Origin of the sequence: Photobacterium kishitanii (assembly GCF_003026355.1) — a bacterium.
GTDB classification, from domain to species: Bacteria; Pseudomonadota; Gammaproteobacteria; order Enterobacterales; family Vibrionaceae; genus Photobacterium; species Photobacterium kishitanii.
Map to the genome: position 1 here is coordinate 90,039 of NZ_PYON01000010.1, position 24,223 is coordinate 114,261.

Consider the following 24,223-nt stretch of genomic DNA (forward strand, 5'->3'; position numbering starts at 1 on the left):
CTCGATCTATAGTGATTTGCATTTTAACTGATAACAACTGGGTATCCTAGTTAACATTACTATCTTTAGTTATTATAATTAGCTCTTATCTAAATGATTATAAAACTAAAAAATCACAGTCATAATGTTTCAAAAACTTTAGTACTGCTATTAACAATAAATAAAATAATGCTTATTAAAAAGGAACTTAACACATCATGAAAAAATTGGTTATCGATCTAGATGGAACACTTACAACAGCGAATACCACTGATTATCGACTTGTTGCACCTAATAATGATGTCATAAACAAACTAAAAGAATATCAACAACAAGGATTCAGTATCACTATTTTTACTGCTCGTAATATGCGCACCTATGAAGGCAATATCGGAAAAATAAACATTCATACTCTACCAATTATTGTAGAATGGCTTGAGAAACATAACGTACCTTATGATGAAATCATCGTTGGTAAACCATGGTGTGGCCATGACGGTTTCTACATTGACGATCGTGCGATTCGCCCTTCTGAATTTGCCTCACTTTCAGTAGAGGAAATCAACAGCTTACTTAATAAGGAAAAAATGAAGTGTTCTTAGTTATGTCAGCAGCATATGTTGATCAGGATTTAAAATCTGAATTTGGCAATATACCACCAAGTTTATTACCACTTGGAAACCGCCGCTTATTTCAACATCAAATCGCTGCGGCGCCCAAAGGAAAAGCACTTTATCTAAGTCTACCTGAATCTTATGACTTACCAGAAATTGATGCCAAATGGCTTCAACAGCGTAACGTTACTGTGCTCGCGATTCCAGAAAATATATCACTAGGGGCTTCACTGGTTATTGCATTAAATCTCATCGATAAACCAATCGATACCAGCCTTGAAGTATTATTTGGCGATACGCTAATTTCACCGCTACCTACCATTGAAGACTCAATTACGGTTTCTGAAGTAGAGGACAGCTACAATTGGTCGGCAGTAACAAATAGCAAGCATCATTGGATTCAGAACGTTGATAACGATCTTGACCATACTAAAAACAATGTTGTCAGTGGCTATTTTCACTTCAGCCAACCTCGTCAACTTATTCGTTGTATTACCCAAAGCCATTGGGACTTTCTTGAAGGCTTAAATCGCTATAATCAACTGGTTGGTTTAACGACTGTCCGTACAACTAACTGGCTCGATTTTGGCCATGTAAACACTTATTATCGTTCAAAAGCCAAATTCACCACTCAACGTGCTTTTAACCAATTAAAAATATCACCCGAGTGGTGTGAAAAAAGCAGTATCAACGGCTTAAAAATTCAAGCAGAAGCCAATTGGTTTAAACACCTACCGCCAATGATGCGTAATTATATTCCGCAATATATGGGTCACTATGAAGAGCAAGGCATTTTCAGCTATCGGCTCGAGTACCTTCATCACACCGCCCTGAATGAACTGTTCGTTTTTGCTAATTTGCCTTCGATTATATGGCGCCAAATCATCAATAGTAGTTTATCTTTTTTAACTACATGCCAGCAGCACTTACAACCTAACGATCAACCCGCGGCGTCATTAGAGCAATTATTTGGTGAAAAAACATCACAGCGGCTTAATGATTTTTGTCAAGAACGTGATATTTCTTTAACTACAACTTGGTGCTATAACAACCAATATCATATTTCGCTACAACAATTAGTCACTGACAGCCATCAATATCTACCCGAACCAGCAGCAGTTGCCACTATCATGCATGGTGATTTTTGTTTCAGTAATATTTTATATGACTTTAGAACCAATCGTATAAAAACCATTGATCCTCGAGGAATGACACCTGACGGCACCATGACTTTATTTGGCGATATTCGCTATGATTTAGCCAAATTAAGCCACTCAATTCTAGGTTTATATGACTGGATTATTGCTGGCTATTACCATGTCGATATTACTGATAATACGATAATTTTCAATGTCGCAGGCATTGACAAGCATCAAGAAAATCAACAGATTTTTATTGATTTAGTGAATGATAAATTTAACTTATCAGCTGTAAATTTATATGCGATGCAAATTCAATTATTTCTGTCAATGTTGCCTCTCCATGCCGATGACCCTCATCGTCAAGATGCCTTGATGGCAAATGCATTCCGCCTTCACCAACTAATGGTAGAACATACTTTATGATCGTTATCCCAATGGCAGGATTAAGCTCTCGTTTTTTCAATGCTGGCTATACTCAACCTAAATATATGCTAGAAGCTCACAATGAAAGCTTATTTGATCATGCAGTAAAAAGCTTTGCCGCGTTATTTGAAACTGAGTTATTTGTCTTTATCATTCGAGATGTTTACCACACTCGTCAATTTGTTGAAGCGCGCGTTCATGCGCTTGGTATCAAGCACTTCCATATCACGGTGCTTAATCAAGAAACTCGCGGACAGGCGGAAACAGTAGCATTAGGACTTGCCGAGGTTAACTATCAAGGCCCAATGACTATTTTTAATATTGATACCTTCCGCCCACACTTTAACTATCCAGATCTGACGTTATTAGGTGATGGTTACTTAGAAGTTTTTGAGGGTAGTGGCGATAATTGGTCATTTGCCAAACCTGCGAAAATTGGTTCAACACAAGTTATAGAAACTGCAGAAAAAAGACCAATATCAAACCTTTGCTGTACAGGTCTTTATTACTTTGCAGATATCAATGACTTTCATTATGCCTATAATAATTATATTTCTCGACCAATAACTGAATGGGAAAAAGGCGAGCTTTATGTCGCTCCGCTGTACAATATTCTAATCAGCGCAGGTAAAGAAATCCATTATCATCAGATAGATCGCCAGCAAGTGATTTTTTGTGGTGTTCCCCAAGAATATCTCGATTTTTTAAATCAGTAATTAACTCACAACCATCACTCGGTCTGAGAACCTAAACTCGGTAAATTATTTATGACTAAAATTTTAATCATCGGTCCATCATGGATTGGCGACATGGTGATGTCGCAGTGCTTATATATTGAATTAAAAAAACAACACCCTAACTGTATCATTGATGTAATGGCGCCTGGCTGGTGTAAAACAGTATTAGCACGTATGCCCGAAATAAATAAGACCATTGAAATGCCTCTTGGCCATGGTGACTTCAATTTCTTTGCTCGCTACCAATTAGGTAAAATATTACGTGATGACAACTACGATCATGCTTATATTCTGCCAAATTCAGCCAAATCAGCACTTATCCCATTTTTTGCGAGCATACCAACCCGTACTGGCTGGAAAGGCGAAATGCGTTACGGGCTACTTAATGATTTACGTAACAACAAAAAATCGTTTAATTTAATGATTGAACGTTACATTGCTTTGGCTCATCCCGCTTCAGCAATGACAGGTTCTGGTTGCCTAACGGATATGCCTTTCCCTGCTCTAACTATTGACGCTCAAAATCAACAGCAAGTGCTTGAAAAATTCAACGTCAACCAAACTCGTACTTCAATTGCACTCTGTCCAGGAGCTGCTTACGGTCCAGCCAAATGCTGGCCAATTGATCATTATGCATCGGTCGCTAAAACCCTTATTGAAGCTGGCTGTAATATTTTATTATTTGGCTCAGACAATGAAAAAACATTAACCGATCAAATCGAAAAATCTTTATCGAATAGCGCCCAACAGTACTGTCATAATTTAGCGGGTAAAACATCACTTACCGATGTGATTGACTTGCTAGCATCATGTTCAACAGTTATTGGTAATGATTCTGGCTTAATGCATGTTGCAGCCGCTGTACAGTGCAATGTTGTTGCACTTTATGGACCAACAACACCAAATTACACCCCACCGCTCACGCATAAAAAAGCCATTTTACACACCGATATTGAATGTCGACCTTGCTTTAAGCGTGAATGTCCTTTGAAGCATAATAAATGCATGACAGAGATTTCACCACAGCAAGTCATCACTGCCATTAACAATTTACAAGCATTATGATTCGAACTCTATATACCCTATTACTAGCTCTAGTAGCCCCTATATTATTATGGGGGCTTTACCGTACCAAACCTGGAAAACCAGCCTTTGGTGCTCGTTGGAAAGAGCATTTTGGTTTTACGCCACCATTGCTTACAGCAGAACAACCTCTTTGGATTCATGCCGCCTCAGTCGGTGAAGCAATTGCTATTGTACCGGTAATAAAGGCACTCAAAAAAGCTCACCCTAAGCAAACTATTGTAGTAACCACCACTACCAGCACAGGTGCTGAACAAGTAGCAAAATTGGGCGATTTAGTTGAACACCGCTACATGCCAATTGATTTTGCGTGGTGTGTACGTGGATTTCTAAAAGCTATCAAGCCAAAATTATTTCTTATCGTTGAAAAAGAATTATGGCTCAATACCTTAAGCTGTGCTCATCATCAAAAAATTCCAACGATCATTGTTAATGCACGCTTATCAGAACGCTCTGCAAAGCGCTACCAATCGTTTGGCTTTTTCACTCATAAATTGTTAACCAAAATAGATAAAATCTTATGTTTACATGATGATGACGCCCAACGGTTTATTGCCATTGGCGCTAATAAAAATCAAGTCGCAGTGACAGGTTCAATCAAATATGACATCAGTATTGCTGACAGTGTTTTTGAACAAGCCCATGATCTTCGTCAGCAACTTGGCGCCCAACGGCCTATTTTCGTTGCTGCGAGCACCCATCAAGGTGAAGATCAACAAGTACTTGATGCTTACCAAATAGTGCAACAACACTATCCTGATGCGATGGTGATTATTGTGCCGCGTCATCCTGAAAGATTCGATAGTGTTGCTCAATTAGCTGCAGAGCAATATGGGTTAACGGTTCATCGTCGTACAGATAACACACCAATTTCAGTCACCACTCAGCTCTACCTCGCTGATACTATGGGAGAAATGTTGGTAATGTTAGCCACTGCCGATGTAACGTTTATGGGGGGGAGTTTAGTGGGTGAAAAGGTCGGCGGGCATAATCTATTAGAGCCAGCAGCTGTCGCTAAACCCGCAATAACAGGCCCAAGTTTTTATAATTTTGAAGATATCACCCAGCAATTATTAGCCGCTGGCGCGATTGAAATCTGTCAAAATAGTCACCAACTTGCAGAGCAACTGATCATTTTATTTAATGACCCGCAACGCCAACAACAAATGGGCGCACAGGGCCAAAAAATAGTGATTGAAAACCAAGGCGCGGTTAAGAAAACCATCACTAATATTAATCATTACTTAGATGATAATTAACCAATAGTTATACGAAGATTACTTTTATGGGCATAACCATCGCACAATGCTGTCCAATTATCTTCATGCCATTTAATCGCACGTTTATCGACTTCTTTCATAAAAGAGCGCTTTAAACGTGCGAGATTATCCACCTTCCAATCATCACCATCGCGACAATCACATTTATCAAAATCAATCAGCCATGGTTGCTGCTGAGCATCAACTAAAATATTGTGGGCATTCAAATCCGTGTGACAGACTTGCAAATCATGCATTTTACCAATCATTTCACCAATATCACGCCACACTGCCGTGGCTAATGGTTGGGTTTGAAGTAATGCGACTAAATCATTACTGTTGGCAATTTTCTCAACCAAAATATCTGCTTTATAAACCACGCCTTTTTTAACCGCACGAGCAGCAATTGGTCGCGGTACATTTACGCCACCATCGCGTAATAATTTTAATAATGCTAACTCAGCCCCACTACGGGTTTTATTCCACTCTGTAAACCAATAACTGTCATTATTCACTTTAGCAAACAGCCCGCCACGGTGATAATGTCGTAATGCCATCTCTAATTTTTCATCGGCAACAAACCAAGTCGTGCCACGCCCTTCTGCTGAGCCGATAACTGCATCACGCTGACGCCAATACTCAATATCAAAGCAACCATGCGGATCTGCACTTAGATAATCGCTATCAAACCAAATGGCCTGGTTGTTACTGATAATTTCCTGCACTACAGCCTCTCTCGCATTTATTGTTGAATATTTTACAATTTCAATGGCTAGCGGCATAATTCACTAACCACTTTTAATAAGGTAACTCCATGGCTCTGTTCTCAACGCCACCACGTTCAATTTGTATCTTACGTTTGTCTGCTATTGGTGACGTTTGCCATGCGATTGCTGTTGTTCAAGCTATCCAACGCCACTGGCCAACGACTGAAATTACTTGGGTTGTTGGCAAGGTTGAAGCACAATTAGTGAATGCGTTACCCAATATTAACGTGATCAGTTTTGATAAAAAAGCCGGCTGGCATGGCATTAAATGTGTTTGGCAACAACTGAAATCACACCGTTTTGATGCGCTATTGGATATGCAAGTTGCCTTACGTGCAAGTGTACTATCTTTAGGTATTAAAGCTAAGTATCGTGTTGGATTTAGTAAAAACAGAACTAAAGAAGGGCAATGGCTGTTTACTAATAAACACTTACCCAATACTGACAGCATACATGTACTCGATAATATGGCGGATTTTGCACGTTACATTGGCGTGCCATTTACGACCCCAGTATGGAATATTCCGCTTACAGCGGAGGATAATAGTGTCGCTGAACAATATATCCACCAGCCAACATTAGTCATATCACCAGCAGCCAGTAAAGATGAACGTAACTGGTTAGCTGAACATTATGCCGCAATAGCTGATTACGCTGTGACTAAAGGTTTAGCGGTAATATTATGTGGCTCGCCAAGTAAGCGTGAACAACAATTAGGCCAACAAATTAGCAGCTATAGTCAAACGCCGATCACCAACTTGATCGGTAAGACAACCCTATTACAGCTCACCGCATTATTGCGTGCGGCGACAGTGGTCATTGCACCAGATTCAGGGCCGGCACATCTAGCCACGACCCAAAACACGCCAGTGATTGGATTATATGGCCACAGTAATCCGGCCCGTACAGGACCTTATTTATCGCAACCCTATACCGTTAGTGTTTATCAACAAGTCGCCGAACAGCATTACGGCAAATCATTAGGTGAGTTACCATGGGGAGCACGCGTAAAAGGTAGCGATATCATGCCGCAAATTAGTGTTGCCATGGTAAAGGAAAAACTTGATCTCATCCTATCTTCGTCGATGTCATTAGCTTCCAAGGAAAAGTCATGAACACACCAACAGATAAACCGACACTTAGTGCTGTACTGATTGTTAAAAATGAAGCTAAACATCTTGCTGCATGTCTAGATACAGTTAAAGACTGGGTCGACGAAATTATTATTTTGGACTCAGGCAGTACTGATGAGACAGAAACCATTGCTCGTCGCTATACAGACAAATTTTATGTCAATACGCAGTGGCCAGGATTCGGTCAACAACGTCAACTAGCCCAACAGTATGTCAACAGTGATTATGTTTTATGGCTCGATGCTGATGAACGCGTCACACCTCAATTAAAACAATCGATTCAAAATGTACTCCAAACCAATCAACGTAATGTGGTTTATAGCGTTAATCGTCTCAGTACTGCATTTGGTAAGTTTATTCGCCATTCTGGCTGGCACCCTGATTGGATCGTGCGTTTATACCGTCCACAAGACACCCACTATAATGATGTTCAAGTACATGAATCTGTCATTGTTCCTCCAAATTACAACATTGTAAAAATAGACGGTAATTTAGAACATTATACATTTGACGATTTTTTTGAATTCCAGAAAAAACAATCTCAATATGCTGAGTTATGGGCTCAAGAAAAACACTCTAAAGGAAAAAAGACCTCCATCAGCTCAGCAATTGGACATGCTCTTTTCAGCTTTATACGTAGTTATTTTATTAAATGTGGCTTTCTAGATGGTAAACATGGCTTTATTATTGCCTGCATTAATATGCAATATGTATTAAATAAGTACCTTGGTCTTTACCTTAAACAAAATAAGTAACCCATTATGACGACACGCGTTATCTATCCTGGCACTTTTGATCCAATCACTAATGGCCACCTTGATTTAATTGAACGAGCTGCAGCTATGTTTGATCATGTGATTGTTGGTGTTGCTTTCAATCCGAGCAAAAAGCCACTGTTCTCTTTAGACGAACGGGTTGAACTTGCCCAACAGATCACCGCCCATTTAACCAATGTTGAGATTGTTGGTTTCTCAGGACTGCTGGTAACTTTTGCCAAAGAGCATAATGCTAATATTTTAGTCCGTGGTTTGCGGGCGGTATCTGATTTTGAATATGAATTTCAACTTGCGAATATGAATCGCCGTTTAATGCCTGAACTTGAAACGGTATTTTTAACGCCCGCAGAAGAGAATTCATTTATTTCTTCAACGATAGTCAAAGAAGTCGCGTTGCATAAAGGCGATGTTAGTCAGTTTGTTGATCCGTTGATCACCAAAGCGTTACTCGCTAAGTTTATAAAGTGATGATCAAAAAAGGGAGCATATAAGCTCCCTTTTCTATTATTCTAAACCGTAATTACTTATTGTAATACTCACGGTACCAATCAACAAAGGCCTGCACACCCTCTTTGACTTTAACTTCAGGCTTATAACCCGTTGCAGCAAATAAATCATCGGTATCAGCATAAGTCATATACACATCACCCGGCTGCATTGGCATAAAGTTCTTCTTGGCCTCAACGCCTAATGATGCTTCCAGAGCTTCAACATAATCCATTAATTTAACTGGGCTGCCATGGCCAATGTTATAAATACGATACGGTGCAGAGCTGGTTGCAGGTGAGCCCGTTTCGACAGTCCAATCAGGATTAGGCTGTGGAATCACATCCTGAATTCGAATAACACCTTCAACAATATCATCGATATAGGTGAAATCACGGCTCATATCACCATTGTTATAAATATCAATTTCTTTGCCTTCCATAATTGCATTGGTAAATTTAAACAATGCCATGTCTGGACGACCCCACGGGCCATAAACAGTAAAGAAACGTAGGCCTGTGGTGGGAACACCGTAAAGATGCGAATAACTGTGGGCCATAAGTTCATTGGCTTTTTTAGCCGCCGCATATAATGACACCGGATGATCAACACTATCTGCGGTATCAAACGGCATCTTTTGGTTTAAGCCATAAACTGAACTTGAAGAGGCATACACTAAATGCTCAACATTGGTATGGCGGCAACCTTCAAGAATAGTCAAATAGCCAATTAAATTACTATCACCATATGCCATTGGATTATCAATTGAATAGCGCACACCAGCTTGACCCGCTAAATGGATCACTCGATTAAATTTTTGCTCAGCAAACAAATTGGCAATCGCTTCTCGATCCGCAAGATCCATTTCAATAAAACTAAAGTTTTTATGTTCAATACGATCTAAACGCGCATGTTTAAGTGCCACTTCATAATAATCATTAAGATTATCAATACCAACCACTTGATGACCTTGTGCGCATAAGCGTTCTGTTACAGCACTACCAATAAAACCAGCAACGCCAGTCACTAAGTATTTCATTATTCAGCCCTTAATGTGTTTATAAAACACTATCTATCTTTTATAAATTATCTCAGCATGGTATCAATATTTATGGCTTTTATTGCTCAAAAAAAATGAACCCATGATTAATAAAAATCGAATAAACAACTCACTCAATGCTGACAATTAGCACAAAAAACCGTCGCTCGTTGACCAAGTTTAATTTCAATTAAAACTTCACCACAGCGAGGACATGGTTGACCGCCCTTGCCGTAGACCTGTAATTCTTGCGCAAAATAGCCGGGTTTACCGTCAGCATTTTTAAAATCTTTTAATGTGGTGCCGCCTTGAGCAATCGCTTTTTTAAGCACCGCTTTAATTTCACTGACTAACAACTGTAATTTTTGGGACGAGACTTTTCCAGCGGGGCATTGGGGATCAATACCAGCGGCAAATAATGATTCATTGGCATAAATATTACCCACACCAACCACAACATGATTATCCATAATCAGTAATTTAATCGCTTTACGTTTGCCCGTCGCTTTCGCCACTAAATAATCACTATTAAAATCGTCGCTAAGCGGCTCTGGACCCATTTTATCAAGCACACTATGGCTCTCACCTGCCTGTTGCCATAACCACGCTCCAAAGCGGCGAGGATCGTTATAACGTAAGATTTCACCACTGGCTAACACCACATCAACATGATCATGTTTTTCAACCACCGCACCTGCGGGTAAAATACGTAAACTACCAGACATACCAAGATGAACAATTGCGTAACCGATATCCGTTTCTAATAATAAATATTTTGCGCGGCGAACAACATTGCGAATCACCTGCCCTTCAATATTTTTAATCGCATCAGGAATGGGCCAGCGTAATCTTGAATTACGAATAACGATTTTAGTCACCGTTTGCCCGACGACATGTGGTGTGATCCCCATTCTAGTCACTTCAACTTCAGGTAATTCAGGCATTTTTATCTTACTCCAATAACGATTATAATTTTGCAACTAACGATGGAAATAAAAAATCACTCGCTACCGTCACGGCCAACCACTCTCCAGCACCATTATTAAACAACCAAAAATGAGATAATTGATAAGCAGTGATCCGTTGCGGCTGAGAATGACCAACAAACCACGCCTCAACCGTGTTTGGAACAAGTAATTGGTTTTTTAATCCTAACAACTGCTGTTCAGTAACTTTTGTGCCCTTCAATGTTTGCCAGCGAGCAATAAAAGTTGCGATATCAAACGCCACCGATGGTTGGCTATTCCATCCCGTTAGTGAGTGCTGAAAAGTCATCTTAGGTAACAACAACTGCTGAATCACACGATCAGGGGAGAATAATGGTATGACGGTCGACGACGGTGCTACTGACGTTGTTGTCGTTGCTAAACGAGCTCGAAGAAGCTCTGGTAGCTGTATCACAGCGATAAAAGCCAAAACCCCAATGATGATTACGTTATTCCATCCTCGTCGCGTTAACCGCATTCTCAGGCGCTCCTATGCGCATTTATTAATACTGATTAAGATAGCACTGCTACGATCAACAGCAATAGCCAATTACACCTTGCGCAATGACAACCAATCACTTAACCAAGTTACAGAATATTTAGAAAGCAAAAAAGCAGGAAAGAAGGAAAGAAGGAAAGAAGGAAAGAAGGAAAGAAGGAAAATAATGCGGAATTTTGAATATAAAAAAACCCAGCTAGGCTGGGTTTTTATCAAAGAGTGAAAAATCAATTACTTGATTTTAGCTTCTTTGTAAAGCACGTGCTGGCGAACTACTGGATCAAATTTCTTGATCTCAAATTTGCCTGGCATGTTGCGCTTGTTCTTGTCGGTAGTGTAGAAGTGGCCTGTACCAGCTGATGATACTAGACGGATCTTCTCACGAATGCCTTTAGCCATTGTTCAAATTCCTCTAAACGTTCTCGCCGCGGACACGCATCTCTGCAAGAACGACATCAATGCCTTTCTTATCAATGATACGCATACCTTTAGCAGTAAGACGTAGTTTAACGAAGCGTTTTTCGCTTTCTACCCAGAAACGATGAGTTTGCAGGTTCGGCAGAAAACGACGCTTGGTGGCATTACGTGCATGTGAACGGTTGTTACCCGTTACAGGACGCTTACCAGTTACTTGGCATACTCGGGACATTACTGTCTTCTCCAAATCGTTTCGCTCGATATCTACCATGGAAATTTAATGTAAAATTCAATTTTACATATAACCACAGCTATCAAAGGTCGCGCATTATACTAAGTCAAAACCAGTTGCTCAAGTCCCGAGCAGATCCTTTCTCACTTTTTTTACCGAAAATTGTCTATTTTATAGCCAACCGCGCTCGGCAAAGGAAATAACATCCCCTTCACCGACAACAAAATGATCCAGAACACGAATACCCACTAAAGCCAGCGAATCACTGATCTTGCGGGTTATTCGATGGTCAGCTTGACTAGGTTCAGCAACGCCTGATGGGTGATTATGCGCTAAAATTAACGCCGCTGCATTAAGTTCTAACGATCTTTTTACAACTTCACGTGGATAAACGCTCGCACAATCAAGTGTTCCTTCAAATAATATCTCCCCGGTAATGACTCGGTGCTGATTGTCTAGGAATAGGATATAAAAGGCTTCGCGCTGTTTATGACGCAATTTTTTGACTAGATATTGACGAGTATTTTGTGGGTTTGTAAGCGCGCTATCTTTTTTTAAAATTTCTTCTAAATATCGCTCTCCCATGGCTAAAACAGCCTGTAAAAGTGCAAATTTTGCCGGACCTAAACCTTTTACCTGACAAAATGTTTCTTTATCTGCCCCAAGCAAGGCACGCAATGAACCAAATTCTTGTAATAAATACGTCGCCAGTTCCAACGCATTCATTCCTTTAATCCCAGTACGTAAAAAAATGGCTAATAATTCAGCATCAGTGAGTGCTTCACTACCATGAGAGAGTAACTTTTCTCGCGGACGCGATGCTAATGGCAATTGCTTAAGCGACATATTGTCTCCTTGTTTGTATACCACTAGCAAAACAGTCGTCACTTTTTACACAACCAACACGAGGTTATTTTTTGAAAACATCGACATTTTTTGTGTTTGAAATTGCTGTTTACAATAATAAAACCTCGACACGATCACTGATAAATGCCCTTAACATTCATTGCAGCCAATGACCGTTTATACGTTTGATGCTATCGTGTCAGCAAAATTTATTGGCTTCTAGACACAGGCAAAACCATGCAAACACTGGCAGGAAAAAAAATCCTTCTCGGCATTAGTGGCGGTATCGCTGCCTATAAATGCGCAGAACTTACTCGTCGTTTAATTGAACGTGGCGCACAAGTCCAAGTCGTAATGACCACTGCAGCACAAGAATTTATTACGCCATTAACCATGCAGGCTGTATCAGGCAATCCCGTTTCAAGTAGCCTATTAGACCCTTCTGCAGAAGCATCAATGGGTCATATTGAATTAGCTAAATGGGCAGATCTGGTTTTATTAGCCCCAGCAACGGCAGATTTAATTGCCCGTATCAGTGCTGGAATGGGGAATGATTTACTTACGACACTGTGTTTAGCTACTAATGCACCAATTGCCGTCGCGCCAGCAATGAATCAACAGATGTACCGCAATATTGCAACTCAAGAAAACCTTGCCACTCTACAACGTCGAGGATTCACCTTATGGGGACCGGCAAGCGGTGAGCAAGCATGTGGCGATGTTGGTCCAGGACGAATGCTGGAACCAATGCAGTTAGTCCACCATTGTGAAGATTTTTTTCAAACGCCAGATCTTAGTGATCTAAATATTATGGTCACCGCCGGACCTACCCGTGAGGCAATTGATCCTGTGCGCTATTTAAGTAATTACAGCTCAGGAAAAATGGGCTTTGCGATTGCAGCAGCGGCGGCTAAACGTGGCGCTAAGGTGACTTTAATCAGTGGTCCGGTTAATCTTGCCACTCCTGCAGGCGTGACCCGAATTGATATTAATAGTGCTATCGAAATGCAACAAGCAGCGTTAACTCACGCGGTAAAGAATCAGATATTTATCGCTTGTGCCGCAGTGGCTGATTTTCGTCCAGCACAAATCGCTGCACAAAAAATGAAAAAACAGCCCGGTAATGAAGAGATGGCAATTCAATTGGTAAAAAACCCTGATATTGTCGCCAATGTTGCGGCACTAACCGATAAGCGCCCATTCACGGTTGGCTTTGCTGCTGAAACTCAAAACGTAGAGCATTATGCACGTGGTAAACTCGCCGCTAAAAATCTTGACCTTATTTGTGCTAATGACGTCTCAGTACAAGGGCAAGGCTTTAATAGCGACACTAACGCACTGCATTTATACTGGCCTAATGGCGATAAAGCATTACCATTAACCACTAAAGCCGATCTTGGTCAGCAGTTAGTTACCGAAATTGTTGCCCTTTATCAACATGCCACGCACTAGAGCATTATTATGAATACTATCGATCTTAAAATTCTTGACCCCCGTGTTGGAACAGAGTTCCCATTACCCGCTTATGCAACCACAGGTTCGGCAGGGCTTGATTTACGTGCGTGTCTTGATCAAGCATTAACCGTTGCGCCGGGGGAAACTCATCTCGTACCCACAGGCTTAGCAATTCATATTGGTGATCCTAATCTGGCAGCAACTATTTTACCGCGCTCAGGTCTTGGTCATAAACATGGGATTGTCTTAGGTAACCTTGTCGGTTTAATCGATTCAGATTACCAAGGACAATTGATGGTATCAGTATGGAACCGTGGCGATAGCACCTTTACTATCGAACCGGGTGATCGTATTGCCCAGTTAGTTTTCTTACCGGTCGTACAAGCGCAATTTAATATTGTGACTGATTTTGATGATGCTAGTCATCGTGGTGAAGGTGGTTTTGGCCACTCAGGTCGTCAATAAGTTTATTATTATTGATAAATACAGTTTATGCTTTTGGCGTATGAATTTATTTTGATGCTAAAATAACCGATAACGATCAAACACAAAGCGCAACTATTAAGGGTTGCGCTTTTTTTACTGATAAACTGCATACATTTATCATCCAGCGCTTTTCACGACGCAATGGCATCGCTAAGATAAGCGGGTTTCATGCTGTCCATGGACAGTCTCATTTTGCAAAGGAACGATAATTCATGGCTGGCACCAAAAAAAGCAATCGCCGCGAAGAGATACTCCAGTGTCTTGCTCATATGTTGGAATCAAATCAAGGAAGCCAACGTATTACCACCAAAATGCTGGCGGCTAATGTTGGGGTCTCGGAAGCCGCACTCTATCGCCACTTCCCGAGTAAAGCACGGATGTTTGAAGGCCTGATTGAATTTATCGAAGATTCAATTACTACCCGTATTAACCGTATTCTTGATGATGAAAAAGATACCCTTACACGCCTGCGGATGGTGCTACAACTCATTTTAATGTTTGGTGAACGTAATCCTGGTCTGAGTCGCATCATGACAGGTCACGCGCTAATGTTTGAACAAGATCGCTTACAGTCTCGCATTAATCAGTTATTTGAGCGTATCGAATCGCAATTACGTCAAATCCTTAAAGAGCGAAAATTGCGTGAAGGTAAAGGCTTTCCTGTTGATGAATCTATTTTAGCCGCGCAATTACTCGGTCAAGTTGAAGGCAGCTTAAGCCGTTATGTTCGCTCAAGCTTTAAATATAAGCCTACTGAAAATTTTGATGATTATTGGCAACTGCTTAGCGGTCAGTTAGGTTAACCACACCGATACCCAAAGCAGCATAAAAAGACCAAAAAAAGCGAGTGCCAATTGACGCTCGCTTTTTATTATCACTTACTCGTTAAACGACAATTACACGCCGTATTGAGCACGATACGCAGTTACAGCCGCTAAATGTTGTTCCATATCAGCTTGCTCGCTTAAATAGGTCACAACATCACCTAGCGAGACAATTGAAATCACTGCACAACCAAAATCACGTTCAACTTCTTGAATTGCTGATAACTCACTTTGGCCTTTTTCTTGACGATCAATTGCCACTAGTACGCCCGCTAAATCGGCACCGTTAGCTTTAATAATTTCCATTGACTCACGAATTGCAGTGCCAGCGGTGATCACATCATCAACCAACATGATGCGTCCTTCAAGTTCACTACCAACTAAGTTGCCACCCTCACCGTGATTTTTAGCTTCTTTACGGTTAAAGCAGTATGGCGTATCAATATCATGGTGATCAGCCAGTGCTACTGCGGTCGTGGTTGCAATAGGAATCCCTTTATATGCAGGGCCAAACAACACATCAAACTCAATCTTAGCGTCTACCAATGCAGCAGCATAAAAGCGGCCTAGACGCGCAAGATCGCGACCAGTATTAAATAATCCCGCGTTAAAGAAATACGGGCTGATACGGCCAGATTTCAATGTAAACTCACCAAATTTCAAAACGCCTTTCTCTAGGGCAAATTCGATGAACTGACGCTGATATGCTTTCATTGTGGCTCCTTAAACGACTATCGTGTTTTACAATGTTGAAATGGAAGCAACCTTTACCAATAACGTCGGTAAAACTGTTGCTGCTGAAATTAATGATTATCCCTCTAACCAATAAATTTCAGATAAAAAAAAGCGGCTCCAATAGGAACCGCTAACAATTAATTTTCTAAGGCTTGTTTCTGCATCGAAATAATATCGGTTATGCCGTCTTTCGCCAGCGCTAGCATTGCTAACAACTCTTCATGACTGAATGCCTCACCTTCAGCAGTACCTTGAATCTCAATCATCTTGCCGTCTTCAGTCATCACTACATTCATATCGGTTTCAGCGGCTGAATCTTCAAGATACTCGAGATCGCAAATTGGCTCGCCTTTATAGATACCAACAGATACTGCAGCAACCATGCCTTTAAGCGGGCTTTTCTTAATCATACCTTTTTCAAGCATATAATTAATCGCATCGACCAATGCCACCATTGCACCCGTGATTGACGCTGTACGTGTGCCGCCATCGGCTTGAATAACATCACAGTCAACCGTGATCATTTGCTCACCAAGCACTTTCAAATCAACTGCTGCGCGTAAACTACGGGCAATCAGACGTTGAATTTCCATGGTACGGCCGCCTTGCTTACCACTGGCAGCTTCACGACGATTGCGAGTATGCGTTGCACGTGGCAACATGCCATATTCTGCAGTCACCCAACCTTGGCCTTTACCTTTAAGCCAACGCGGCACATTTTCTTCAACACTAGCAGTACAAATTACTTTGGTGTTGCCAAATTCAACCAATACTGAACCTTCAGCGTGGGCTGTATAGTTACGAGTAATAGTGATTGGACGTACCTGAGTGGCACTTCTTCCGCTTGGACGCATCGGGATTTCCCTTTGGCTGGATGATATTAACCGGCGATTATAACGACATCTCAATCCCAGTGCACGAGAAAACCTGCGTTTAAACGATAGATTCAACCTTGTTTTGCATTTACAGCAGTAGCCCACAATGCGTGATCTCGCATATAATGATAGAACTCGGTTACGACGCACCTCTATCGTTATTAAAAGACCAGACTTACCGTTGAATACGCTAAGTTTAGCCGTCGCAACCATCATAACAAAAGGGCCACAAGCCAATGATCCATAGTATGACTGCTTATGCCCGTCGCGAAATAAAAGGCGACTGGGGCACTGCTGTGTGGGAAATCCGCTCAGTAAACCAACGTTATCTTGAAACTTATATTCGTATGCCAGAGCAATTCCGTAGCCTTGAGCCGGTATTGCGTGAGCGTTTCCGTAAACGTCTAGCACGCGGTAAAGTCGAATGTAATCTTCGCTATGAAGCTAACATTGCTGGCAATACTGAATTAACCATCAATGAAGCATTAGCAAAACAAGTCATTCATGCAGCACGCTGGGTAACAGAAACTGCCGGTGAAGGTAATATTGGTCCATTCCAAGTGCTTAACTGGCCTGGCGTAATGGAAGCACCCGAACAAGATTTAGATGTGATAAATAAAGATCTATTAACTGGCTTTGAGCTGGCAATGGATGATTTTATTGCAGCACGTGCTAGCGAAGGCGACAACATGAAACAGTTGATCGACCAGCGTTTAGCGGCAATTTCAACAGAAGCCATCAAAGTACGTACCCTAATGCCACAAATTATGGTTTGGCAACGTGAGCGCATCATGTCACGTCTTGATGAAGCAAAAGTTGATCTTGATAACAACCGTCTTGAGCAAGAGCTGATCATGTTGGCACAAAAAAGTGATGTTGCCGAAGAACTTGATCGTCTAGATTCTCATGTAAAAGAAACTAATAAAATTCTAGCTAAAGGTGGCGCATGTGGTCGTCGTCTTGATTTTATGATGCAAGAATTTAACCGTGAATCAAATACATTAGCATCAAAATCAATCAATACTGAAGTCACTGCATCAGCGGTTGAACTGAAAGTATTAATTGAACAAATGCGTGAACAGATTCAAAACATCGAGTAAATAATCTTTACTTAATCTTTCCAAGGTGACGTTATTCACCTTGGAAAATTGTTTGCAAATTTAACCTTATTATGAAATATCATCAAAGCCAACTAGGCTTAAGTTATATTGACTCCGTAAAAAAGATGAATTTTCAAGCAATCAGCTAATTTCAATTATGCGCAGATCGTGATAATCTTCGCGCCCTTCTATCACTGAGTGAAAATAGGCAATGAGCAAAGGTACTCTATACATCGTGTCGGCCCCAAGTGGTGCTGGTAAATCAAGTTTGATTAATGCCCTTCTTGAAACTAACCCGACCTATGACATGAAAGTATCCGTGTCCCATACGACTCGTGGCATGCGCCCGGGCGAGGAAAACGGCGTTCATTACAATTTCGTTAGCGTGGAAGAATTTACCGACTTGGTAGAACAAGGTGCATTCCTTGAGCATGCCGAAGTGTTTAGCAATTACTATGGTACTTCTCGTCCTTGGATTGAGCAGCAATTGAATAAAGGCATTGATGTCTTTTTAGATATCGATTGGCAAGGTGCGCGTCAAATTCGCAAACTGATGCCAGCCGCCAAAAGCTTATTTATCCTACCTCCGTCAAAAGAGGAACTGGAGCGTCGACTTAATACCCGTGGTCAAGACAGCGAAGCCGTTATTGCCCGTCGTATGGAAGAAGCACGTTCAGAGATCTCACACTATAACGAATACGATTATGTAATCGTTAATGACGATTTTGATGTCGCATTAATTGACTTTAAAGCAATTATTCGCGCAGAACGATTGAAGCAAGACAAGCAAACTGCTAAATATAGAAGCATGTTGACTGCGCTACTAGCAGATCAGTAAGTTATTTTGTACAATTTTCTATTCCTAATTTAATAACCACTGGAGTCCTCCATGGCACGCGTAACCGTTCAAGACGCTGTTGATAAAATTGGCAACCGTTTCGATCTGATCCAAATTGCTGCTCGCCGCGCACGTCAAATGCAAACCGGCGGTAAGGATCCATTGGTTCCTGAAGAAAACGACAAATACACAGTAATTGCACTTCGTGAAATCGAAGAAGGCCTAATTACTAAAGATATCCTAGATGCTCGTGAGCGTCAGGAACTGCAAGAGCAAGAAGCAGCTGAATTAGCTGCGGTAAGTGCTATTGCTGGCGACCATCACCGTTAATCAGGGAACCAGGCGAATTGTATCTTTTTGATAGCCTGAAAGAAGTCGCAACCAAGTACCTGTCGGAGCCTCAAATTGAGGTGCTTCGGCAGGCTTATCTTGTTGCTCGCGACGCCCATGAAGGCCAAACTCGTTCAACAGGCGAGCCTTATATAATCCATCCAGTTGCGGTTGCCCGTATTCTGGCAGAAATGCGTCTTGATATTGAAACACTGATGGCAGCACTGCTGCATGATGTGATTGAAGATACCGAGGTCACTAAAGAGGATTTAGCCTGCCGTTTTGGCGATACAGTTGCCGAATTGGTTGATGGCGTCTCTAAACTTGATAAACTGAAATTCCGCGATCGCAAAGAAGCCCAAGCCGAGAATTTCCGTAAAATGATCATGGCCATGGCGCACGATATTCGCGTTATCCTGATTAAACTTGCCGATCGTACTCACAACATGCGCACGTTAGGTGCTTTACGCCCTGATAAACGTCGCCGCATTGCGCGTGAAACCCTTGAAATATTCTCTCCGCTTGCCCACCGTCTTGGTATTCATAACATCAAATCTGAACTTGAAGAGCTTGGTTTTGAAGCGTTATATCCCAACCGCTACCGCGTCCTAAAACAAGTCGTCGCAGCAGCCCGTGGCAATCGCAAAGAAATGATTAATAAAATTCACGCTGAAATTGAGGGTCGCCTTAATGATGCGGGAATAACAGCAGAAGTATCTGGTCGCGAAAAGAATTTATACTCCATCTATAACAAGATGAAGAACAAAGAACAACGCTTCCATTCGATCATGGATATCTACGCTTTTCGCGTATTAGTTAATGATCTTGATACTTGCTACCGCGTATTGGGTCAGGTACATAACCTGTATAAACCCCGCCCAAGCCGTATGAAAGATTATATCGCTATTCCAAAAGCCAATGGCTATCAGTCGCTACATACTTCCCTAGTTGGCCCTCACGGGGTGCCTGTCAAGTACAAATTCGCACTGAAGACATGGATCAAATGGCAGATAAAGGTGTCGCAGCCCATTGGACTTACAAAGACGGTGAAACCCCAGGGACCACCGCCCAAGTTAAAGCTCAACGTTGGATGCAAAGCCTATTAGAACTTCAACAAAGTGCCGGTAGCTCATTTGAGTTTATCGAAAACGTTAAATCTGATCTTTTCCCTGATGAAATTTACGTTTTCACCCCTAAAGGTCGTATTGTTGAACTGCCCGTTGGCGCTACCGCGGTTGATTTTGCCTATGCCGTTCATACGGATATCGGTAATACTTGTGTCGGTTCTCGTGTCGATCGCCAGCCTTACCCATTAAGTAAGCCACTGAAAAATGGACAAACCATCGACATTATCAGCGCCCCAGGTGCTCGACCTAATGCCGCATGGCTTAACTATGTAGTCACTTCACGCGCCCGTACTAAAATTCGTCAAGTATTAAAAACCATGCGCCGTGATGAATCGATTACCCTTGGCCGTCGGTTACTGAATCATGCCTTAGGCAGTGTCAGTATGCAGACCATCGCTGCCGAAAACATCGCTAAAGTACTCAGTGATCTTAAACTTGAAACCGTCGATGATTTACTGACGGAAATTGGTTTGGGTGAACTAATGAGTGTAGTTATTGCACGTCGATTATTAGGTAGCACTGACGAACTAACGACTAAAAACGGTGATCGCCGCTTACCGATTCAAGGTGCTGATGGTATTTTGCTAACCTTTGCTAATTGCTGTCATCCGATTCATGGTGATCCGATTGTGGCTCATGTCAGTCCGGGCAAAGGCTTAGTTATTCACCGTGAGGAATGTGCCAATATTCGTGGTTACCGTAAGGAGCCCGATAAGTACATGGCGGTTGAATGGAGTGAAGACATTGAGCAAGAGTTTGTGACTAATCTCAAAGTCGACATGCAAAATCACCAAGGCGCATTAGCTGATTTAACCAACACTATTGCTGCGACAGGCTCTAATATTCAAGGTTTAGCGACCGAAGAAAAAGATGGCCGTCTGTATACTATTACCGTACGCCTGACCACCAAGAGCCGTGTGCACTTGGCCAATATCATGCGTCGTATTCGTATCATGCCAGATGTAGTGCGGGTTGCTCGCCAGAAAAATTAACACTATTCGCTTAATGTAGTGCTAATAATCTTAATAAAACGCCCGCTTGCGGGCGTTTTGTGTATTTGGCTGCCAATCCATATTATTATGGGGTTATTCTTATTATCGCAAATAGCATAACAGTATGACTCCTGATCGCTTTCAACGTATTCATCAAGTATTAGCCACCCGCCAGCCCGATCTCACCGTCTGTATGGAAGAAGTTCACAAACCGAATAATGTCTCCGCTATTATTCGTACCGCAGATGCAGTTGGTGTCCATAAAGTGCATGCGGTGTGGCCCAAAGAGGCGATGAAAGTACTGAGTCATACTTCAGCTGGTGCCCGTAACTGGGTCGAACTTGAGACTCACGACACCATGGTTGAGGCTATCAGTGCCCTAAAAGCGCAAGGCATGCAGGTACTCGCAACTAATTTATCAGCCTCTGCGGTTGATTTTCGTGAGGTCGATTACACCAAACCAACGGCAATTATTCTCGGTGGTGAAAAAAATGGTATCACCGCTGAAGCATTAGCGCTCGCAGATCAAGATATCATTATTCCAATGGTTGGCATGGTGCAATCTCTCAATGTTTCTGTCGCCAGTGCATTAATTCTCTACGAAGCCCAACGCCAACGTCAAAATGCAGGTATGTATGATCGCACCACGACCTTACTTGATGATACTGTGGTAAATCGAATTCTATTTGAACGTGGGCATCCGGTATTAGCCAATGTAGCTAAACAAAAAAATTTACCGTACCCGCAATTAGATGATCAAGGCCAGATTGTTGCCGACGAGCAATGGTGGGCAGCGATGCAAGCTAAAAAAATCAAACGCCCTGTCGCGACTAGCGTAATTAACAAGGACTAACCATGAGCGGACAACTCCTCAACACTATCGCCCTCACTGAACTTGCCGGTGTTGGCGCCAAAATGGCAGAAAAATTGCGTAAAATTGGACTTAATAACGTTCAAGATGTGCTGTTTCATTTGCCACTTCGTTATGAGGATCGCACCCGCATTTGGCCAATTAATCGCGTTGCTCCTGGTCAATTTCTAACGGTTCAAGGTGAAGTCAGCCATTGCAGCATTCAATTTGGCAAACGCAAAATGCTGACGGTAAAAATTGGTGATACCACCGGCTCAGTTACGCTGAAGTTTTTTAACTTTAATGCTGCCATGAAAAATAATTTCAGTAACGGCAAACAAGTAAAAGCCTATGGAGAGATCAAAGGCAGCCAATTTGGATTAGAAATTATTCATCCCGATTACCGCATTTTTTCTGAACCAACTGAACTTAGCGTTGAAGAAACACTGACCCCGGTTTACCCCACCACTGATGGTTTACGCCAAGCAACATTGCGTAATTTGACCGATCAGGCCTTGAACTTACTTGAAAAATCAGCCGTTACTGAGTTACTACCAACAGGGCTCTATGATCAACAAATGACCCTCGCGCAAGCCTTGCAAGTTATGCACCGTCCGACAGCCGATATTTCATTAGAACAATTTGACGCCGGTAAACATCCAGCCCAAAAACGTCTCATTTTAGAAGAATTATTAGCCCAAAATTTATCAATGCTGGCGCTACGCAGTAAAGGTCAACAGCACCAAAGTTGGTCATTAGCTCCCCAAGATAGTCTCAAGCAGCAACTCCTCACAAGCTTACCGTTTACCCCTACTGGTGCTCAGCAACGGGTGGTAGCTGATATTGAAGCTGATCTTGCTAAATCGCAGCCTATGATGCGTTTAGTACAAGGGGATGTTGGCTCAGGTAAAACCTTAGTGGCAGCGCTTGCCGCCTTACGTGCAATTGAGCATGGTTATCAAGTGGCATTAATGGCACCTACAGAATTACTGGCGGAACAACATGCGCTTAACTTTGCTCAGTGGCTCAACCCAATGGGCATTGAGGTCGGCTGGATGGCAGGGAAACTTAAAGGTAAAGCGCGCGAAAAAGAACTGATCCGGATTGCTAATGGTGATGCCAAAATGGTGGTAGGCACTCATGCCTTGTTTCAAGACCTGGTGGTATTTAATAACCTTGCCCTGATTATTATCGACGAACAACACCGTTTTGGTGTTCATCAACGGCTTGATCTACGTGAAAAAGGGGCTGCTAGTGGCTATTATCCACATCAGTTAGTGATGACCGCAACCCCGATTCCTCGCACCTTAGCCATGACAGCTTATGCTGATATGGATACTTCAGTGATCGATGAACTACCACCAGGTCGAACACCTATTCAAACCGTTGCGCTACCTGATAGCCGTCGCCCACAAATTATTGAACGCATTCGTGCAGCATGTCAGCAAGAAGGTCGCCAAACCTATTGGGTATGTACACTGATTGATGAATCAGAAGTGCTTGAAGCACAAGCTGCATCAGATACAGCTGATGAGTTAACGCGCTTATTACCAGAGCTTAGCGTTGGTTTAGTTCATGGCCGCATGAAGCCCAAAGAGAAACAAGCCATTATGGCAAGCTTCAAAGCCGGTGAAATTGACTTACTGGTAGCAACCACAGTAATTGAAGTCGGGGTTGATGTCCCCAATGCCAGTTTAATGGTGATTGAAAACCCAGAGCGGCTTGGATTGGCTCAATTACACCAGTTACGGGGTCGAGTCGGTCGTGGCGAAATCGCTAGTCATTGTGTATTGCTCTATCATGCGCCGCTAACTAAAACCGCCCAGAAACGCTTAGCGGTATTACGTGAAAGCAGCGATGGTTTTGTGATAGCCCAGCGGGATCTTGAGATTCGAGGTCCAGGTGAATTACTGGGTACTAAGCAAACCGGTATTGCTGATTTTAAAGTTGCTGATTTAATTCGCGATCAATACTTAATTCCTCAAGTCCAAAAATTAGCCCGTTATATTCACGATCAATATCCAGATAACGCAACCGCTATTATCGATCGCTGGATAGGCCAACGAGAAAATTACTCTAACGCCTAACTCTGGTTTGATTACGTTTATTGGCACCTAAGACAATAAACGTAATGGCTACCGAGGTTAAATAAACCCACTATCAATAAATACCTCAAAAATAAAGCAAACGATT

The 24,223-nt window shown here is 42.0% G+C and carries 26 protein-coding genes and 1 pseudogene; 18 read left to right on the forward strand and 9 right to left on the reverse strand.

What is annotated here, in order from left to right:
* Positions 1-197 precede the first annotated feature (197 nt).
* Genes C0W29_RS12920 through waaA form a run of 5 tightly spaced genes read left to right on the forward strand, consistent with a single transcriptional unit; the run spans position 198 to position 5,237 of the window.
* Positions 198-581 (forward strand): HAD-IIIC family phosphatase, encoded by a 384-nt coding sequence (locus tag C0W29_RS12920; RefSeq protein WP_045042372.1) that lies wholly within the window; start codon positions 198-200, stop codon positions 579-581.
* Positions 572-2,158: a hypothetical protein gene (locus C0W29_RS12925; RefSeq protein WP_045045199.1), complete on the forward strand. Its 1,587-nt coding sequence runs from the start codon at positions 572-574 to the stop codon at positions 2,156-2,158. The genes C0W29_RS12920 and C0W29_RS12925 overlap by 10 nt, the downstream gene beginning before the upstream one ends.
* A complete protein-coding gene (locus tag C0W29_RS12930; RefSeq protein ID WP_045045200.1) occupies positions 2,155-2,874 on the forward strand; it encodes a glycosyltransferase family 2 protein in 720 nt (239 codons plus the stop codon). Before C0W29_RS12925 ends, C0W29_RS12930 begins: the two co-directional genes overlap by 4 nt.
* A gap of 51 nt (positions 2,875-2,925) precedes the next feature.
* A complete protein-coding gene (gene waaF / locus C0W29_RS12935) occupies positions 2,926-3,960 on the forward strand; it encodes a lipopolysaccharide heptosyltransferase II (RefSeq protein ID WP_045042375.1) in 1,035 nt (344 codons plus the stop codon).
* Entirely contained in the window at positions 3,954-5,237 is a 1,284-nt protein-coding gene (gene waaA, locus C0W29_RS12940; protein ID WP_045045201.1) for a lipid IV(A) 3-deoxy-D-manno-octulosonic acid transferase, read from the forward strand. The genes waaF and waaA overlap by 7 nt, the downstream gene beginning before the upstream one ends.
* On the opposite strand, the gene C0W29_RS12945 is transcribed toward waaA, so the two are convergent.
* On the reverse strand, positions 5,234-5,962 hold the full coding sequence (locus C0W29_RS12945) for a 3-deoxy-D-manno-octulosonic acid kinase (protein ID WP_045045225.1): 729 nt from the start codon (positions 5,960-5,962) through the stop codon (positions 5,234-5,236). The genes waaA and C0W29_RS12945 overlap by 4 nt on opposite strands.
* Positions 5,963-6,051: 89 nt before the next feature.
* Between C0W29_RS12945 and C0W29_RS12950 the strand changes: the two genes are divergently transcribed.
* Genes C0W29_RS12950 through coaD form a run of 3 tightly spaced genes read left to right on the forward strand, consistent with a single transcriptional unit; the run spans position 6,052 to position 8,381 of the window.
* On the forward strand, positions 6,052-7,119 hold the full coding sequence (locus C0W29_RS12950) for a glycosyltransferase family 9 protein (RefSeq protein ID WP_045045202.1): 1,068 nt from the start codon (positions 6,052-6,054) through the stop codon (positions 7,117-7,119).
* The gene (locus C0W29_RS12955; RefSeq protein WP_045045203.1) at positions 7,116-7,892 is read left to right on the forward strand and encodes a glycosyltransferase family 2 protein; all 777 of its coding nucleotides are present in this window, start codon (positions 7,116-7,118) and stop codon (positions 7,890-7,892) included. The genes C0W29_RS12950 and C0W29_RS12955 overlap by 4 nt, the downstream gene beginning before the upstream one ends.
* 6 nt (positions 7,893-7,898) lie before the next feature.
* On the forward strand, positions 7,899-8,381 hold the full coding sequence (gene coaD / locus C0W29_RS12960) for a pantetheine-phosphate adenylyltransferase (RefSeq protein WP_045042378.1): 483 nt from the start codon (positions 7,899-7,901) through the stop codon (positions 8,379-8,381).
* Between the two features lie 52 nt (positions 8,382-8,433).
* Here coaD and C0W29_RS12965 read toward each other — a convergent pair whose 3' ends face one another.
* From C0W29_RS12965 to radC, 6 genes are all read right to left on the reverse strand, one after another.
* Positions 8,434-9,438, reverse strand: a complete 1,005-nt coding sequence (locus C0W29_RS12965; protein WP_045045204.1) for an NAD-dependent epimerase — start codon at positions 9,436-9,438, stop codon at positions 8,434-8,436.
* A 134-nt stretch (positions 9,439-9,572) separates the two neighbouring features.
* Positions 9,573-10,382: a bifunctional DNA-formamidopyrimidine glycosylase/DNA-(apurinic or apyrimidinic site) lyase gene (gene mutM, locus C0W29_RS12970; RefSeq protein ID WP_045045205.1), complete on the reverse strand. Its 810-nt coding sequence runs from the start codon at positions 10,380-10,382 to the stop codon at positions 9,573-9,575.
* 22 nt (positions 10,383-10,404) lie between these two features.
* Complete coding sequence (locus C0W29_RS21565; protein ID WP_045045206.1) at positions 10,405-10,902, reverse strand: hypothetical protein; 498 nt, start codon at positions 10,900-10,902, stop codon at positions 10,405-10,407.
* Positions 10,903-11,154: 252 nt separating this feature from the next.
* The gene (rpmG, locus tag C0W29_RS12985; protein WP_005371942.1) at positions 11,155-11,322 is read right to left on the reverse strand and encodes a 50S ribosomal protein L33; all 168 of its coding nucleotides are present in this window, start codon (positions 11,320-11,322) and stop codon (positions 11,155-11,157) included.
* Between the two features lie 13 nt (positions 11,323-11,335).
* On the reverse strand, positions 11,336-11,572 hold the full coding sequence (gene rpmB, locus C0W29_RS12990; protein ID WP_036789338.1) for a 50S ribosomal protein L28: 237 nt from the start codon (positions 11,570-11,572) through the stop codon (positions 11,336-11,338).
* A gap of 171 nt (positions 11,573-11,743) precedes the next feature.
* Positions 11,744-12,418: a RadC family protein gene (radC, locus tag C0W29_RS12995; protein WP_036789337.1), complete on the reverse strand. Its 675-nt coding sequence runs from the start codon at positions 12,416-12,418 to the stop codon at positions 11,744-11,746.
* Positions 12,419-12,655: 237 nt separating this feature from the next.
* Here radC and coaBC point away from each other — a divergent pair, with 237 nt between their 5' ends.
* From coaBC to slmA, 3 genes are all read left to right on the forward strand, one after another.
* Positions 12,656-13,870: a bifunctional phosphopantothenoylcysteine decarboxylase/phosphopantothenate--cysteine ligase CoaBC gene (gene coaBC, locus C0W29_RS13000; protein ID WP_045042383.1), complete on the forward strand. Its 1,215-nt coding sequence runs from the start codon at positions 12,656-12,658 to the stop codon at positions 13,868-13,870.
* A gap of 9 nt (positions 13,871-13,879) precedes the next feature.
* Positions 13,880-14,338, forward strand: a complete 459-nt coding sequence (gene dut / locus C0W29_RS13005) for a dUTP diphosphatase (protein WP_045042384.1) — start codon at positions 13,880-13,882, stop codon at positions 14,336-14,338.
* A gap of 233 nt (positions 14,339-14,571) precedes the next feature.
* A complete protein-coding gene (gene slmA / locus C0W29_RS13010; protein ID WP_036789332.1) occupies positions 14,572-15,162 on the forward strand; it encodes a nucleoid occlusion factor SlmA in 591 nt (196 codons plus the stop codon).
* Positions 15,163-15,255: 93 nt separating this feature from the next.
* On the opposite strand, the gene pyrE is transcribed toward slmA, so the two are convergent.
* Positions 15,256-15,897, reverse strand: a complete 642-nt coding sequence (pyrE, locus tag C0W29_RS13015; protein WP_045042385.1) for an orotate phosphoribosyltransferase — start codon at positions 15,895-15,897, stop codon at positions 15,256-15,258.
* Positions 15,898-16,055: 158 nt separating this feature from the next.
* Positions 16,056-16,772 (reverse strand): ribonuclease PH, encoded by a 717-nt coding sequence (gene rph / locus C0W29_RS13020; protein WP_036789329.1) that lies wholly within the window; start codon positions 16,770-16,772, stop codon positions 16,056-16,058.
* A 257-nt stretch (positions 16,773-17,029) separates the two neighbouring features.
* Between rph and C0W29_RS13025 the strand changes: the two genes are divergently transcribed.
* From C0W29_RS13025 to recG, 7 genes and pseudogenes are all read left to right on the forward strand, one after another.
* Positions 17,030-17,893, forward strand: a complete 864-nt coding sequence (locus tag C0W29_RS13025) for a YicC/YloC family endoribonuclease (protein ID WP_036789327.1) — start codon at positions 17,030-17,032, stop codon at positions 17,891-17,893.
* A gap of 211 nt (positions 17,894-18,104) precedes the next feature.
* Positions 18,105-18,731, forward strand: a complete 627-nt coding sequence (gmk, locus tag C0W29_RS13030; RefSeq protein ID WP_036789325.1) for a guanylate kinase — start codon at positions 18,105-18,107, stop codon at positions 18,729-18,731.
* A gap of 51 nt (positions 18,732-18,782) precedes the next feature.
* Positions 18,783-19,061 (forward strand): DNA-directed RNA polymerase subunit omega, encoded by a 279-nt coding sequence (gene rpoZ, locus C0W29_RS13035; protein ID WP_036789323.1) that lies wholly within the window; start codon positions 18,783-18,785, stop codon positions 19,059-19,061.
* A gap of 80 nt (positions 19,062-19,141) precedes the next feature.
* Positions 19,142-20,052 (forward strand): annotated as a pseudogene (locus tag C0W29_RS22010) (RelA/SpoT family protein); the annotation flags it as partial.
* A 12-nt stretch (positions 20,053-20,064) separates the two neighbouring features.
* On the forward strand, positions 20,065-21,180 hold the full coding sequence (locus C0W29_RS22015) for a TGS domain-containing protein (RefSeq protein ID WP_412973448.1): 1,116 nt from the start codon (positions 20,065-20,067) through the stop codon (positions 21,178-21,180).
* 124 nt (positions 21,181-21,304) lie between these two features.
* Positions 21,305-22,033, forward strand: coding sequence for a tRNA (guanosine(18)-2'-O)-methyltransferase TrmH (trmH, locus tag C0W29_RS13045; RefSeq protein ID WP_036789319.1), 729 nt, complete (start codon positions 21,305-21,307; stop codon positions 22,031-22,033).
* Between the two features lie 2 nt (positions 22,034-22,035).
* Positions 22,036-24,117, forward strand: a complete 2,082-nt coding sequence (gene recG, locus C0W29_RS13050) for an ATP-dependent DNA helicase RecG (protein ID WP_045045207.1) — start codon at positions 22,036-22,038, stop codon at positions 24,115-24,117.
* Positions 24,118-24,223: the final 106 nt, after the last annotated feature.

What these genes read in the sequence shown, in the direction of transcription:
- C0W29_RS12920 (WP_045042372.1), top strand. Translation starts at nt 198, where the DNA reads ATGAAAAAATTGGTTATCGATCTAGATGGAACACTTACAACAGCGAAT.
- C0W29_RS12930 (WP_045045200.1), top strand. Translation starts at nt 2,155, where the DNA reads ATGATCGTTATCCCAATGGCAGGATTAAGCTCTCGTTTTTTCAATGCT.
- waaF (WP_045042375.1), top strand. Translation starts at nt 2,926, where the DNA reads ATGACTAAAATTTTAATCATCGGTCCATCATGGATTGGCGACATGGTG.
- C0W29_RS12950 (WP_045045202.1), top strand. Translation starts at nt 6,052, where the DNA reads ATGGCTCTGTTCTCAACGCCACCACGTTCAATTTGTATCTTACGTTTG.
- C0W29_RS12955 (WP_045045203.1), top strand. Translation starts at nt 7,116, where the DNA reads ATGAACACACCAACAGATAAACCGACACTTAGTGCTGTACTGATTGTT.
- coaD (WP_045042378.1), top strand. Translation starts at nt 7,899, where the DNA reads ATGACGACACGCGTTATCTATCCTGGCACTTTTGATCCAATCACTAAT.
- C0W29_RS12965 (WP_045045204.1), bottom strand. Translation starts at nt 9,438, where the DNA reads ATGAAATACTTAGTGACTGGCGTTGCTGGTTTTATTGGTAGTGCTGTA.
- mutM (WP_045045205.1), bottom strand. Translation starts at nt 10,382, where the DNA reads ATGCCTGAATTACCTGAAGTTGAAGTGACTAGAATGGGGATCACACCA.
- C0W29_RS21565 (WP_045045206.1), bottom strand. Translation starts at nt 10,902, where the DNA reads ATGCGGTTAACGCGACGAGGATGGAATAACGTAATCATCATTGGGGTT.
- rpmG (WP_005371942.1), bottom strand. Translation starts at nt 11,322, where the DNA reads ATGGCTAAAGGCATTCGTGAGAAGATCCGTCTAGTATCATCAGCTGGT.
- rpmB (WP_036789338.1), bottom strand. Translation starts at nt 11,572, where the DNA reads ATGTCCCGAGTATGCCAAGTAACTGGTAAGCGTCCTGTAACGGGTAAC.
- radC (WP_036789337.1), bottom strand. Translation starts at nt 12,418, where the DNA reads ATGTCGCTTAAGCAATTGCCATTAGCATCGCGTCCGCGAGAAAAGTTA.
- coaBC (WP_045042383.1), top strand. Translation starts at nt 12,656, where the DNA reads ATGCAAACACTGGCAGGAAAAAAAATCCTTCTCGGCATTAGTGGCGGT.
- dut (WP_045042384.1), top strand. Translation starts at nt 13,880, where the DNA reads ATGAATACTATCGATCTTAAAATTCTTGACCCCCGTGTTGGAACAGAG.
- slmA (WP_036789332.1), top strand. Translation starts at nt 14,572, where the DNA reads ATGGCTGGCACCAAAAAAAGCAATCGCCGCGAAGAGATACTCCAGTGT.
- pyrE (WP_045042385.1), bottom strand. Translation starts at nt 15,897, where the DNA reads ATGAAAGCATATCAGCGTCAGTTCATCGAATTTGCCCTAGAGAAAGGC.
- rph (WP_036789329.1), bottom strand. Translation starts at nt 16,772, where the DNA reads ATGCGTCCAAGCGGAAGAAGTGCCACTCAGGTACGTCCAATCACTATT.
- C0W29_RS13025 (WP_036789327.1), top strand. Translation starts at nt 17,030, where the DNA reads ATGATCCATAGTATGACTGCTTATGCCCGTCGCGAAATAAAAGGCGAC.
- gmk (WP_036789325.1), top strand. Translation starts at nt 18,105, where the DNA reads ATGAGCAAAGGTACTCTATACATCGTGTCGGCCCCAAGTGGTGCTGGT.
- rpoZ (WP_036789323.1), top strand. Translation starts at nt 18,783, where the DNA reads ATGGCACGCGTAACCGTTCAAGACGCTGTTGATAAAATTGGCAACCGT.
- C0W29_RS22015 (WP_412973448.1), top strand. Translation starts at nt 20,065, where the DNA reads ATGGCAGATAAAGGTGTCGCAGCCCATTGGACTTACAAAGACGGTGAA.
- trmH (WP_036789319.1), top strand. Translation starts at nt 21,305, where the DNA reads ATGACTCCTGATCGCTTTCAACGTATTCATCAAGTATTAGCCACCCGC.
- recG (WP_045045207.1), top strand. Translation starts at nt 22,036, where the DNA reads ATGAGCGGACAACTCCTCAACACTATCGCCCTCACTGAACTTGCCGGT.